Source organism: Pseudomonas helleri, assembly GCF_001043025.1.
In the GTDB taxonomy this organism is placed as follows: Bacteria; Pseudomonadota; Gammaproteobacteria; order Pseudomonadales; family Pseudomonadaceae; genus Aquipseudomonas; species Aquipseudomonas helleri.
The window spans coordinates 44,834-57,997 of sequence record NZ_JYLD01000015.1 but is presented as its reverse complement, the minus strand read 5'-3'; the positions used below and the strand labels follow the sequence as shown (position 1 = coordinate 57,997).

At 60.3% G+C, this 13,164-nt stretch carries 12 protein-coding genes and 1 pseudogene; 6 read left to right on the top strand and 7 right to left on the bottom strand.

What is annotated here, in order from left to right; genetic code table 11:
* Positions 1–15: 15 nt before the first annotated feature.
* From TU84_RS20930 to TU84_RS26535, 5 genes and pseudogenes are all read right to left on the bottom strand, one after another.
* Positions 16–2,025: a GGDEF domain-containing protein gene (locus TU84_RS20930; RefSeq protein ID WP_048372484.1), complete on the bottom strand. Its 2,010-nt coding sequence runs from the start codon at positions 2,023–2,025 to the stop codon at positions 16–18.
* Positions 2,022–2,897: an endonuclease/exonuclease/phosphatase family protein gene (locus TU84_RS20925; protein ID WP_048372482.1), complete on the bottom strand. Its 876-nt coding sequence runs from the start codon at positions 2,895–2,897 to the stop codon at positions 2,022–2,024. The genes TU84_RS20930 and TU84_RS20925 overlap by 4 nt, the downstream gene beginning before the upstream one ends.
* Positions 2,898–2,912: 15 nt before the next feature.
* On the bottom strand, positions 2,913–3,575 hold the full coding sequence (locus TU84_RS20920) for a thiol:disulfide interchange protein DsbA/DsbL (RefSeq protein WP_048372480.1): 663 nt from the start codon (positions 3,573–3,575) through the stop codon (positions 2,913–2,915).
* A gap of 199 nt (positions 3,576–3,774) precedes the next feature.
* The gene (locus TU84_RS20915; protein ID WP_048372478.1) at positions 3,775–4,395 is read right to left on the bottom strand and encodes a c-type cytochrome; all 621 of its coding nucleotides are present in this window, start codon (positions 4,393–4,395) and stop codon (positions 3,775–3,777) included.
* A 25-nt stretch (positions 4,396–4,420) separates the two neighbouring features.
* Positions 4,421–4,681, bottom strand: a pseudogene (locus tag TU84_RS26535) (c-type cytochrome).
* 207 nt (positions 4,682–4,888) lie between these two features.
* Between TU84_RS26535 and yihA the strand changes: the two are divergent.
* A complete protein-coding gene (gene yihA, locus TU84_RS20910; RefSeq protein WP_048372477.1) occupies positions 4,889–5,533 on the top strand; it encodes a ribosome biogenesis GTP-binding protein YihA/YsxC in 645 nt (214 codons plus the stop codon).
* Positions 5,534–5,845: 312 nt separating this feature from the next.
* On the opposite strand, the gene polA is transcribed toward yihA, so the two are convergent.
* On the bottom strand, positions 5,846–8,611 hold the full coding sequence (gene polA / locus TU84_RS20905; RefSeq protein WP_048372476.1) for a DNA polymerase I: 2,766 nt from the start codon (positions 8,609–8,611) through the stop codon (positions 5,846–5,848).
* Between the two features lie 74 nt (positions 8,612–8,685).
* Here polA and TU84_RS20900 point away from each other — a divergent pair, with 74 nt between their 5' ends.
* Positions 8,686–8,976 (top strand): DUF2782 domain-containing protein, encoded by a 291-nt coding sequence (locus tag TU84_RS20900; RefSeq protein ID WP_048372475.1) that lies wholly within the window; start codon positions 8,686–8,688, stop codon positions 8,974–8,976.
* 55 nt (positions 8,977–9,031) lie between these two features.
* Positions 9,032–9,982, top strand: coding sequence for a homoserine kinase (locus tag TU84_RS20895; RefSeq protein ID WP_048372473.1), 951 nt, complete (start codon positions 9,032–9,034; stop codon positions 9,980–9,982).
* Positions 9,983–10,088: 106 nt separating this feature from the next.
* Here the strand turns inward: TU84_RS20895 and znuA are convergent, their stop codons facing one another.
* Positions 10,089–11,012, bottom strand: coding sequence for a zinc ABC transporter substrate-binding protein ZnuA (gene znuA / locus TU84_RS20890; RefSeq protein WP_048372471.1), 924 nt, complete (start codon positions 11,010–11,012; stop codon positions 10,089–10,091).
* A 66-nt stretch (positions 11,013–11,078) separates the two neighbouring features.
* Here znuA and TU84_RS20885 point away from each other — a divergent pair, with 66 nt between their 5' ends.
* Genes TU84_RS20885 through znuB form a run of 3 tightly spaced genes read left to right on the top strand, consistent with a single transcriptional unit; the run spans position 11,079 to position 13,130 of the window.
* The gene (locus TU84_RS20885; protein WP_048372469.1) at positions 11,079–11,561 is read left to right on the top strand and encodes a Fur family transcriptional regulator; all 483 of its coding nucleotides are present in this window, start codon (positions 11,079–11,081) and stop codon (positions 11,559–11,561) included.
* On the top strand, positions 11,561–12,349 hold the full coding sequence (gene znuC / locus TU84_RS20880) for a zinc ABC transporter ATP-binding protein ZnuC (protein ID WP_048372467.1): 789 nt from the start codon (positions 11,561–11,563) through the stop codon (positions 12,347–12,349). Before TU84_RS20885 ends, znuC begins: the two co-directional genes overlap by 1 nt.
* On the top strand, positions 12,342–13,130 hold the full coding sequence (znuB, locus tag TU84_RS20875; RefSeq protein ID WP_048372465.1) for a zinc ABC transporter permease subunit ZnuB: 789 nt from the start codon (positions 12,342–12,344) through the stop codon (positions 13,128–13,130). The genes znuC and znuB overlap by 8 nt, the downstream gene beginning before the upstream one ends.
* Positions 13,131–13,164: the final 34 nt, after the last annotated feature.

The following is a 13,164-nucleotide window of genomic DNA, read 5'->3' as shown; positions in this document are numbered from 1 at the left end:
TGCGCGGGCAGGGCGTCAAGCTGAAGCCTGGCTGAACTCTATCGTGTTGCGGCCCTTGTGCTTGGCCCGGTACAAGGCCTCGTCAGCGCGTTTAAGCACCTGTTCGCTGCGCTCGCCCAAGGCGAAGGGCGCGACCCCGATGGACGCGGTGAGCGTGACCGGCTCGCCCTTGAAGTGGAACGGGCAGGCCTCAATCGCAGCGCGCAGCGTTTCGAGCAATTGCAGGCCTGCGGGCAGCGGTGTGTTGGGGATGAGCAGGACGAATTCTTCGCCGCCAAAGCGCGCCACGAAATCGCCGGGGCGCAGGTGTTTGGTCAATTGTGCGGCGATGATCTTGAGCACTTTGTCACCGGCCAGATGGCCATAGCCATCGTTAATGCGCTTGAAGTGGTCAAGGTCGAGCATGGCGATCAGCAGCGGGTTGCCGTGGGTTTGCCATTGCGCGACTTCATGGGCCAGGCGTTCGCTCCAGGCCGCGCGGTTGGGCAGCCCGGTCAGCGGGTCGATCAAGGCTTTGAGGCGCTGTTCTTCAAGGTGTTCACGGTAACCTTGGGCTTGCTGCTCCATGAAGGCCACGCGTTCGGACAGGCCTTGCAGGTGGGTGCACAGCTCTTGCTCACGGGCATCCCGTTGCTGTCGGTGGTGGTCCATCGTGCCCAGCAAGCCTTCGAGACGGTTTTCGAGGATGTGCTTGAGGCTGTTCAGGTCGACGGCGTCTTGCACGCTGCTTTGCAGGCTGTCGACGTGCTCGCGTATCTGGTTGTCCAGTTGCTCTGCCTCGGAGCGCCCCAGGGCGTGCCCGGTACTTGCTGCTTGCAGGTTGCTTTGAAACGACTCCAGGCGCTCATTGAGCTGCTTGAGGTAGGTTTCAAATTCATGCTGGCCGCTGTCAGTGATGGCCAGCATCAACACCGCGAGATCATCGAGGATCGGCAGTAATTCGTACCAGTTAAGCCCTTTTTCGAGGCGTTTGCGCATGGCCTCGGCCTGGGGCCGATGGTGCTCGGGTAGCGACAGGTCGTTCAACAAGCCGAGCAGGGTGGATTCAATATGCTCCGCTACTGAGCTGTAAGTGGGCTCGGGGCTTTCGGGCAGGGCAAAGGTTGAGTCGGCTGCGGGTTCGGCAGGTGGTGCAGGCTGTAACGCTGGCGCCTGCGGCTCAAGGGTTTCGGCAGGTTCAGGCGCCTCAACGTCTTCTTCGAGGCGCGCGTTTTCGGCGTCGACGAGCGCTACAACCGACTCAAGGGCGCCGATGACGACCGCTTCGTCGACGACCTCAGGCTCCGGGACTGTAGCCTCCGGGACTGGAGGCTCAGTGGGCGGCGGCGCCTCAACGTTGGCTTCAGGCGGGGCTTGCGCGGGTAAGGCTTCAGGCACCTCGGCTGGCGCAGGGGCGATAGGCCTGGGGGTTGGCGTGCTCGACACTTTAGGTGGCGTTGGCGTTGGCGTTGGCGCTGGCGCGGGTGCCGGGCTTTCGGGCAGATCGGCCTTGTCAGCTTCTTGAGTGCCAAACAGGCGCTGCAACAGGCCTGGCTTGGCCGGTTCAGCGGTGTGCTGCTGTGGCGCCAGCGCGCGGCCCTGCAAGGTGCTCAGTTCACTCAGCAGTAACGGGATTTCACGCGCCTGGGTGACCCGGTTATCGAGTTGCTTGGCGAACGCTTTTAGCGGTTTGCTGACGTCGCGGGGCAAGGGCAGGGCTTGCAACTGCGTGACCAGCGCGTTGAGCGCGACGCTCATTTGGTCGATGCGGGTTTCACGGCGCTGCTCGGAGTCGAGCACGGCTTTTTCAAGGCGCGGGAGCAGGGCGGCCAAGGGGGCGTCCATGTCATCGGTGCGCACGGCTTCGCGCATTTCTTTCATGCACTGGTCAACGGTGCGGTCGGTGCCTTCGGCCGCCAGCGTGCTGCGCACCAGGCCGCGACGCAACAGGTCAAGGCGCGCGTTCCAGCGCCGTTCGAGCTTGTCTTGTTGCTCGACGCTCTTCAGGTATTTTTCTTTCCAGCGTGAGGCGTCATCGGCGCTCATGCCAGTGGCTCATGAGGCGGGCTCAGCACGGGCAACAAGTCGCCGCCCACAGAGCCGGGCAGACGGATATCAACTGCCACCGGCAAGTGGTCGGAAATAGGCTGGTCGAGCACCTGCACGCGTTCAAGGGTGAGGCTTGGGCTGAGCAAAATATGATCGAGGCAACGTTGCGGCCGCCAACTGGGGAAGGTGGCCTGCATTTGCGGCGCCAGCAAGCCGAGATCGCGCAGCGGCGAGGTGTCGAGCAAGTCACTGGCGTGCGTGTTCATGTCGCCCATCAGCACTTGGTGCTGGTAGCCGCTAATCAGTTCGCGAACGTACGCCAGCTGCCGGGTGCGGGTTTTAGTGCCCAGCGCCAGGTGCATCACGACGACGATCAGCGCATCGGGGCCGTCCCCAAAGCGCACTAAAATGGCGCCACGCCCTGCGGGGCCTGGCAAAGGGTGATCTTCAATGGCAGAGGGGCGCAAACGGCTGAGCACGCCATTGCTGTGCTGCGCCAGGCGACCCAGGTTGCGATTGAGTTGTTGATACCAGTAGGGGAATTCGCCCTGTTGGGCCAGGTATTTGACCTGATTGATGTAGCCGGAGCGATGGCTGCCGCCATCGGCTTCCTGCAGCGCGACCAGATCGAAGTCGCTCAACAGGTCGCCTATTTTCTCCAGGTTACCTGCCCGCCCTTTGTGTGGCAGCAGGTGCTGCCAGCTGCGGGTCAGGTAATGGCGGTAACTGTGGGTGCTGTTACCGACCTGGATATTGAAGCTGAGCAAACGCAAGCGTCGATCATCCGCCAGGCCACTGCCCGGCACATGATCTTCGTTGACCTGCGGTTCGTGCAGGCCAACGATTCGTTCGCTCTTCCAGCGCCGCACGGGAGAGGGCGCCGCTTAGTTTTTGGCCGCTTGTGGCGCCGCTTTCTCAGCTGCACGCTCTTTGGCGATCAGTTGGTCTGCCACGTTCAGCGCTTGTTCCGGGCCGCCTGCGGTGCCGAGGTCGAAGCGGTACTTACCGTTGACGATCAGGGTCGGGACGCCAGAAACCTCGTACTTCTTGGCCAGTTCTTTAGCTTGGGCGATTTTGCCTTTGATGGCGAAAGAGTCGAAGGTTTGCAGGAATTTGTCTTTATCGACGCCCTGAGTGGCCACGAAATCAGCCATGTCGTTTTTGTCGGTCAGACGTTTGCCTTCCTTCTGGATGGCATTGAAGATCGCTGCGTGTACTTTGTTCTCTACGCCCATGGCGTCCAGGGTCAGGAACAGCTGGCCGTGTGCGTCCCATGGGCCGCCAAACATGGCCGGGATACGCACGAAATGCACGTCAGCCGGCAGCTTTGCCGCCCACGGATTGATGGTGGGCTCAAACGCATAGCAGTGCGGGCAGCCGTACCAGAACAGTTCAACCACTTCGATTTTGCCAGGCTCTGCAACCGGAACGGGATTCGCCAACTCAACGTAGGTCTTGCCGGCTTCAAGCGGGACATCGGCAGCTTGAGCAGTCATGCCAAACAGGGAGGCGCTGACGAGAACGGCGCTGAGAATCAGATTACGCATGCTTTACTCCTGGACAAATAAGGTCGCCTGACGTGGCCTGTTTTGAGACAGGTCTGTTCTGGCTTGAGTTCGGTAGTGTAGCGGCAGATAGCAGGAAAAAGGGCAGCCTGGGCTGCCCTGACACGCTTACATTCAAAGATTAAACGACCGTTAACGTCAATAAATGCATTGCGGGTTGGCTGCATCCTGCCTACACCAATCAGTGCAGACCTTGAATGTAGCTGGCCAACGCCTTGATGTCCTTGTTGCTCAGCTTGCCCGCAATGGCGCGCATGATCATCGAATCACCGTCGTTGGTACGATCACCTTCGCGGAAGTCAGTGAGCTGTTTCTCGATGTAACTGGCGTGTTGGCCGCCCACATGGGGGAAGCCGGCAGGTGCGTTGCCCTGGCCGTCCGGTGCATGGCAGCCGGTGCAGGCGGGCAGGCCTTTTTGCAGGTCGCCGCCACGGAACAGTTCTTCTCCGCGAGCAACCAGGGCCGGGTCAGCGGCGCCGACAGAGCTTTTTTGGCTGGCGTAGTAGGCGGCGATGTCCGCGAGGTCCTGATCGTTCAGGTTGGTAAGCTGGCCGGTCATTTCAAGGACCTGGCGTTTGCCGTCCTTGATTTCATGCAGTTGCTTGAGCAGGTAGCGATCACCTTGCCCGGCCAGTTTGGGGAAGTTGGGGGCCATGCTATTGCCGTCGGGACCGTGACACGCGCCACAGACAGCGGTTTTTGCCTGACCTGCGGCAGCATCACCCACAACGGTGGTACCTGCGGCCTGGGCGATACCACTAACGCCCATGGTCAACAGCAGACTCACGAAAAATTTGTTCATCAGCTAATCCAACTACGGCTAAGGGTTAAGAGTTATGGCCGGGCTTACTCATTCATCCACTGGATGATTGGCTGGTAATCCTCGACACTGCAGTCCGTGCACACACCACGCGGCGGCATCGCCTTTTCACCCTGGGGCACGTGTTGCACCAACGTCTGCTTAACTTACCCTCGGCCTTTACACCCGGTTTCGGTGTTATGAATCGCTGACCTTCATGGCAGGCAATACAAACGCGGTTGTACACGGCTTCCGGATCCTGTGTAGCCTGAACGCTGTCAGGCGGCATCAAAGCACCGGCAGCAGCCAATTCGTTTAAACGATTTTTTCAGGGTTGGGAGCGTGATGCGTTCTAATGCGCACCCTGGCTCTTGTTCTTCGTCCTACGCCGGGACAAAGCACACACAAAATCTGCGGCATTATATACTGGCGCCACTGAAACGGAAACGACACGCACGCCGCGTCCATTCCTGACGCCGCTCACATCGGAAATCCCATGCAACTCAAGAACCCCATTCTCGGTCTGTGCCAACAGGCTACCTTCATGCTCAGCGCTGCCAAGGTTGATCAATGCCCCGATGACGAAGGCTTTGAAGTCGCCTTTGCCGGGCGTTCCAACGCCGGCAAGTCCAGTGCGCTCAACACGTTGACCCACGCCAGCCTGGCGCGAACCTCGAAAACCCCGGGCCGTACGCAGCTGCTGAACTTCTTCAAGCTGGACGAAGACCGTCGCCTGGTCGACTTGCCGGGTTACGGCTACGCGAAAGTGCCCATCCCGTTGAAAATGCACTGGCAGCGTCACCTTGAGGCGTATTTCGGCAGCCGCGAAAGCCTCAAAGGCGTGGTTTTGATGATGGATGTTCGTCATCCAATGACCGATTTCGACCTGTTGATGCTCGACTGGACCGTTTCCAGCGGCATGCCGATGCATATTTTGCTGACCAAAGCCGACAAACTGACGTACGGCGCTGCTAAAAACACGCTGCTTAAAATTCAGTCAGAGATCCGCAAGAAGTGGGGCGACAGCGTGACCATCCAGCTGTTCTCCTCGCCAAAGCGCATGGGTCTGGAAGAGGCGTACACCGTGCTGGCTAATTGGCTGGAACTGCCGAACAAAGGCGAAGAAGAAAGCGCCGAGTAAAAATGGCAGGCAAAAAAAACCCCGGACTTCGTATGGGGGAGGGAAGTTCGGGGTTCAAGTACTGGACCGCTAGGGGCGGGGTCCAGAATCTGCCAACACTTAACACAACATTAGGAGCATTGAAGGGCTTCACCAGCCATTCAAATAATCTGAGTTGTGTTAAGCGGGTTTAGTTCCTGAGCCCCTGAAAATTTTGCCAAACAGTAGTCGCTGACGAGGAACGAAGGCCGCGATGCGGGCCGCAGGACCGCCACTTGGGTAGCCCCGGGGAGACTCGCAGCCTCATGCTTGGGCAGCGACTACAGGTTTAGGTCAGTGCGCCTCGTCCCAGTTGTCGCCAACGCCCACTTCCACCACCAACGGGACCGCCAGCGTGGCCGCTTCGCTCATGTGCAGTCGGATCTCGTCGCGCACCTGGTCCACCAGGTCTTCACGCACTTCCAGCACCAGTTCGTCGTGTACCTGCAAGATCACGCGGGCGTCGAGGCCGGAGGCCGTCAGCCAGTTATCCACGGCCACCATGGCTTTCTTGATGATGTCCGCCGCAGTGCCCTGCATCGGGGCGTTGATCGCGGTGCGTTCAGCGCCTTTGCGCAACGCCGGGTTTTTCGCGTTGATCTCGGGCAGGTACAGGCGACGACCAAAAATCGTCTCGACATAACTTTGCTCGGCCGCCTGGGTGCGCGTGCGCTCCATGTACTCCAGCACGCCCGGATAGCGCGCAAAGTAGCGGTCGATATAGGCCTGCGACTGTTTGCGGTCGACACCGATCTGCTTGGCCAGACCAAAGGCGCTCATGCCGTAGATCAAACCGAAGTTGATCGCCTTGGCGCTGCGGCGCTGGTCGGTGGTGACATCGCTCAGGTCGACGCCAAACACCTCGGCCGCCGTGGCACTGTGCACGTCCAGGTTGTTGCGGAAGGCGTGCAGCAGCCCTTCGTCCTTGGCCAGGTGGGCCATGATCCGCAGCTCAATCTGCGAATAGTCCGCCGCCAGCAGTTTGTAGCCTTTGGGTGCGACGAACGCCTGACGGATCCGGCGGCCTTCGGCTGTACGAATCGGGATGTTCTGCAGGTTCGGGTCGCTGGACGACAAACGCCCGGTGGCCGTTACCGCCTGGTGATACGAGGTGTGAATACGCCCGGTACGCGGGTTTATCTGCTCGGGCAGACGGTCGGTGTACGTGCTTTTCAGCTTGCTCATCGAACGGTACTGCATCAGCACCTTGGGCAGCGGGAAGTCTTGCTCGGCAAGCTCCGCCAGCACCGCTTCGGCCGTCGATGGCTGGCCTTTGGCAGTTTTGCTGATGATCGGCAGGCCGAGTTTTTCGTACAGGATCACGCCCAATTGCTTAGGAGAGCCGAGGTTGAATTCTTCCCCGGCAATCTCGAACGCCTCACGTTCAAGCGCCACCATCTTGTCGCCCAGCTCAACGCTCTGCACGCCCAGCAGCTTGGCGTCCACCAGCGCGCCTTGGCGCTCAATGCGGGCCAGAACCGGCACCAGCGGCATTTCAATGTCGGTCAGCACGCTGTTCAGGCTCGGGATCGCTTGCAGTTTTTCATGCAGCACGTGGTGCAGGCGCAGGGTCACGTCAGCATCTTCTGCGGCATACGGTCCGGCCAGTTCCAGCGAGATCTGGTCAAATGTCAGCTGTTTGACGCCTTTGCCGGCAATATCCTGAAAACTGGTCGTGGTGTGGCCCAGGTATTTCAGCGCCAGGCTGTCCATGTCATGGCGGGTGGCCGTGGAGTCGAGCACGTAGGACTCCAGCATGGTATCGAAGGCTACGCCTTGCACGGCGATGCCGTTGGCTTGATCACCGCCAATGGCGCAGTTGGCCAGGATGTTGATGTCGAACTTGGCGTGTTGGCCGACCTTGGCCTTGTTCGGGTCTTCGAGCAGCGGCTTGAGTGCGCGCAGTACGGTATCGCGGTCCAGTTGATCCGGCACGCCCATGTAGGAGTGGGTCAACGGGATGTAGGCCGCTTCGCCCGGCTTGACCGCAAACGACACACCCACCAGTTGCGCTTGCTGCGCGTCCAGCCCGGTGGTTTCGGTGTCAAAGGCAATCAGTTGGGCGTCGTTGAGCTTTTTCAGCCACACGTCGAAACGGGCTTGATCAAGGATGGTTTCGTATTGCAGCTCTTCGGTCGGCGCCGCAGGGGCTTCGTGGGTGATCACCTGGCCCGCGCGCTTGGCGTCGCGCTCGACTTCGGCGATCCAGCTTTTGAATTCCAGTTCGGTGTACAACTCGATCAGCTTGTCGCAATCGGGCGCTTTGAGGTGCAGGTCGTCAAGGCCGATGTCCAGCGGCACGTCGATCTTGATCGTGGCCAGCTGATACGACAAAAACGCCATTTCACGGTGTTCTTCGAGTTTCGCGGGCAGGTTTTTTGCGCCGCGAATCGGCAGGGTCGGCACGATGTCGAGGTGCTCGTACAGCTCGACCAGGCCGCCGTTGACGCCCACCAGCAAGCCCGACGCGGTTTTCGGGCCGATGCCCGGAACGCCCGGGATGTTGTCGGACGAATCGCCCATCAACGCCAGGTAGTCGATGATCTGCTCGGGCGAGACGCCGAACTTCTCTTTGACGCCCTCAACGTCCAGCGTGCTGCCGGTCATGGTGTTGACCAGGGTGATGTGGCCATCCACCAGCTGCGCCATGTCTTTATCGCCGGTGGAGATGACCACTGGTCGGTCTGCGGCGGCGCTGCTGCGGGCCAGGGTGCCGATCACGTCGTCCGCTTCAACGCCTTCGACGCACAGCAACGGGAAGCCCAGAGCGATCACGCTGGCGTGCAAGGGCTCGATCTGGACCCGCATGTCATCGGGCATGCTCGGGCGATTGGCCTTGTATTCGGCGTACATGTCATCGCGAAATGTCCCGCCCTTGGCATCGAAAACCACGGCAAACGGGCTGTCCGGGTACTGCTTGCGCAGACTCTTCAACATGTTTAGCACGCCCTTTACGGCGCCGGTCGGCAAGCCTTTGGACGTAGTCAGCGGCGGAAGCGCGTGGAAGGCGCGGTACAAATATGAAGAACCGTCCACCAGGACGAGGGGTGCTTGGCTCATGAGCAGGATCAACCTTTTCGGCGAGTCCGGCGCTAGAATGTCCGGACCAATGACGACAAAGGGACAAGGTTATCATGCGCACACTTAATCGCCTGTTGTTGACCGGCTTGTTTGCATTCTCACCGCTGGTAACCTTTGCGGCTGATAGTGCACCCACCGGTGACCCAGAAGTAACCATTCGCACGGAAGGCGATAAAACCATTCAGGAATACCGTCAAAACGGGTTCCTTTATGCCATCAAGGTGACCCCAAAAGGAGCGCCGCCGTACTTTTTGGTACGCGCTGATGGTACTGATGCCAACTTCATCCGTTCCGACCAGCCGGATATGCTGATTCCTTCGTGGAAAATCTTCGAATGGAAATAGCGTCTTAACTTTAATTGGCGCCGCCCACGCGGCGCCCGCACTGGCAATTTAAACCATGTCTGTATTCACCCCACTGACTCGCCCGGAGCTGGAGACTTTTCTTGCGCCTTATGATCTCGGCCGTTTGCTCGATTTCCAGGGGATTGCCGCGGGTAGCGAAAACACCAACTATTTCATCAGCCTGGAGCAGGGCGAATTTGTTCTGACCCTGGTTGAGCGTGGCCCGATCAAAGAAATGCCGTTCTTTATCGAGCTGCTGGACGTGCTCCACGACGCTGACCTGCCGGTGCCTTTTGCCCTGCGCACCAAAGACGGCGAGGCCTTGCGCGAGCTCAAAGGCAAGCCGGCGCTGCTGCAACCGCGCCTGGCCGGCAAGCACATTCGCGAGGCTAACGCGCAACATTGCGCCCAAGTGGGCGAGCTGTTGGGCCATTTGCATGTGGCCACGCGTGACAACGTGCTGGAACGCAAAACCGACCGCGGCCTGGACTGGATGCTGGCGGAAGGGCCCGCATTGATGGCTGATTTGTCGCCAGATGCGGCCGATTTGCTGCAAAAGGCGCTGGCTGAGATTACCGAACGCAAGGCGCAGATTTTGGCCTTGCCAAGGGCCAACCTGCATGGCGACCTGTTTCGCGATAACGCGATGTTCGAAGGGACGCACCTGACTGGGCTGATCGACTTTTACAACGCCTGCTCGGGGCCGATGCTCTACGACGTGGCCATTGCCCTGAACGACTGGTGTGCTGACGAAGACGGCCAGCTCGACGCTCCGCGTGCCCGTGCATTGCTCGGTGCGTATGCCGCGTTGCGCCCGTTCACGGCCAGCGAAGCCGAGTTGTGGCCGACGATGTTGCGTGTGGCCTGTGTGCGCTTTTGGTTGTCACGTTTGATTGCGGCCCACTCGTTTGCGGGTCAGGACGTGTTGATCCACGACCCGCAAGAGTTCGAACGCCGTTTGGCCTTGCGCCAAACCGTGACCGTCCCGCTGCCGTTCGCGTTGTAACCCGCTAACCCCCTGTAGGAGCGAGCTTGCCTCGCGATCTTTTGATCTTTAAAAGATCGCGAGGCAATCGAGCGTCGACCGGCTGCTCCTACAGGTCGGGGTGGGGTTACAGGCTGTTCAGGCAGCCTGCCAGGTCGTTGCCGAGTTTTTCCAGCAGTTGCTCATAACCCTGCGCGGTGGCCGGGGTGAAGCCGCCCAGCGGGTCCAGTTCGGCCAGTTTGACCGGCAAGCCAGCGGTCAGGGTGTCGGCCAGGCGCGGGCGCAGCGGCGGGTCGCTGAAGACGCAGGTCTTACCCACTTCTTGCAAACGCTGGCGCATGGCTGCCACGTGCTGGGCACCCGGCTGCACTTCAGACGCCACGCTGAACACACCGGTGTGCTTCAGGCCGTAGGCGCTTTCGAAGTAGTCGTAGCCTTCATGGAAAACAAAGAACGGTTTGTCCGCAATCGCGGCCATGCGCGTTTTCAGGCGTGCATCCAGCGCATCCAGACGCTCATTGAAGGCCTTGAGGTTGCTTTGGTATTGCGGCGCATGGGCCGGGTCTTTTTCGCTCAGGTCGGCGGCCATTTTGGCTGCAATCACCCGGGCGTTGTCCGGCGCCAGCCACAAGTGCGCGTCGAGGGTGCCAGGGCGGTGGTCGTGATCATGCTCCGCCGCATCACCTTCGTCATGGGAATGGCTGTCCTGGGAGAAATGGCGCAGCTTCAAACCCGGCAAATTTTGCACGGCCACTGAGGGCAGGGTGCGGGTTTTGATCACGCGAGGCATAAAGCCTTCCATGTCCGGGCCGATCCAGTACAGCAAGTCAGCCGACTGAACACGCCGTACGTCGGAAGGGCGCAACGCATAGTTATGCGGCGACGCATTGGGCGGCAAGAGCACCTCTGGCTTGCCCACGCCGTCCTGCACAGCCGCGGCAATCAGCTGCAACGGTTTGATGCTGGTCAGTACATTGACCTCGGCCTGCGCCGGGTTAATCACCAACAAACTGGCAGACAAAGCAATAAAAATCGCAAAAATACGGGACACGATGGGCACTCATGGCGGCTGAAACGGGTAACATAATAACGTCTCTCTCGGAAATCGTCGCCGCCCATGTCTATTGCACCGCTTGCCAGCCGTCCCCACGACCACTCTCATTGCGTCCACAGCGCGCTCTCTGAAGCGGACGTTCTGTGCGCGCAAAAGGGCCTGCGCCTGACGGCGTTGCGTCGGCGAGTGCTGGAACTGGTGTGGCAGAGCCACAAGCCGCTGGGCGCGTACGACATCCTGGCCGTGCTCAGCGAGCAAGATGGCCGCCGCGCTGCGCCGCCCACCGTGTACCGCGCGCTGGACTTCCTCCTGGAAAATGGCCTGGTGCACCGTATTTCGTCGCTCAACGCCTTTATCGGCTGCAGCCACCCCGAGCACGCGCATCAAGGCCAGTTCCTGATCTGCCGCACGTGCCACGCGGCTATCGAGCTTGAACAAAAAACCATCAGTGACGCGATTATCAGCAGCGCACGCGATGTCGGCTTTACTGTCGAAGGGCAAACCGTCGAAGTGCTCGGTTTGTGTTCGGGTTGCCGGGAGGCTTGATGAGCGCTGCGCTGATACGTCTTGAAGGGGTCTGCGTGACCTTTGCCGGGCAAAACGTGCTCGACATGATCGAGTTGAGCGTTGAGCCGGGCCAGATCGTGACCCTGATCGGCCCCAACGGCGCCGGTAAAACCACGCTGGTCAAAGCGGTGCTGGGCCTGCTCAAGCCCACCAGCGGCAGTGTCTGGCGCAAACCCAAGCTGCGCATCGGCTACATGCCGCAAAAACTGCACGTTGACCCTACGTTGCCGCTCTCGGTGCTGCGCTTTTTGCGCCTGGTGCCGGGTGTGGACCGCGCCCAGGCCCTTGCCGCCTTGAAAGAGGTCGGCGCCGAAAAGGTCATCGACAGCCCGGTGCAAAGCGTCTCGGGGGGCGAAATGCAGCGTGTGCTGCTGGCCCGTGCGCTGCTGCGCAAACCCGAGTTGCTGGTGCTCGACGAGCCGGTGCAGGGCGTCGACGTCGCCGGGCAGGCCGAGCTTTACAGCTTGATCACCCGCCTGCGCGACCGTCATGGCTGCGGCGTGCTGATGGTGTCCCACGATTTGCATCTGGTCATGAGCACCACCGATCAGGTGGTGTGCCTCAACCGCCACGTGTGCTGTTCGGGCCACCCGGAGCAGGTGAGTGGCGACCCGGCCTTCGTCGAGCTGTTCGGCAAAAACGCACAAAGCCTGGCGATTTATCACCACCATCACGACCACGCCCATGACTTGCATGGCTCGGTGGTCACTGAAGGCGCCGCCCCGGCGCATGCCCACGTTCATGGAGAAGGCTGCAAGCATGGCTGATTTTCTGCTTTACGCCCTGCTGGCAGGTTTGTCTTTGGCGGTGGTGGCGGGTCCTTTGGGCTCGTTTGTGGTGTGGCGTCGCATGGCCTATTTCGGCGATACCTTGTCCCATGCCGCCTTGCTGGGCGTGGCGCTGGGCTTTTTGCTGGATGTGAGCCCGGCGATTGCCGTGACCGTTGGCTGCCTGTTGCTGGCGGTGTTGCTGGTGACGTTGCAGCAGCGTCAGCCACTGGCTTCCGACACACTGCTCGGAATTCTCGCTCCCAGCACCTTGTCCCTTGGGCTGGTGGTACTAAGCTTCATGCATGAGGTGCGGATCGACCTGATGGCTTACCTGTTTGGTGACCTGCTGGCGATCAGCCCGACTGACTTGATGTGGATCATGGGCGGCAGCGCGGTGGTGCTGGCGTTGCTGGTGGCGCTGTGGCGGCCTTTACTGGCCATTACCGTGCACGAAGAGCTGGCGACGGTTGAGGGTTTACCCGTCGCAACGCTGCGCATGGCCCTGATGTTGTTGATTGCGGTGGTGATCGCGGTAGCGATGAAGATTGTCGGTGTGCTACTGATTACCTCGTTGCTGATTATCCCTGCTGCTGCCGCCCAACGGCATGCCCGCTCTCCGGAGCAAATGGCGTTTGGCGCGACGTTGCTGGGAATGCTGGCAGTGTGTGGTGGCCTGGCCCTGTCGTGGTTCAAAGACACGCCTGCCGGGCCCTCCATTGTGGTGTGTGCTGCCGCGCTGTTTCTGCTGAGTTTTGTTCTGCCCCGTCGAGGGGTGTAGACTTGCTCGTTTTTTGCGCACTTAGAGAGCCGCA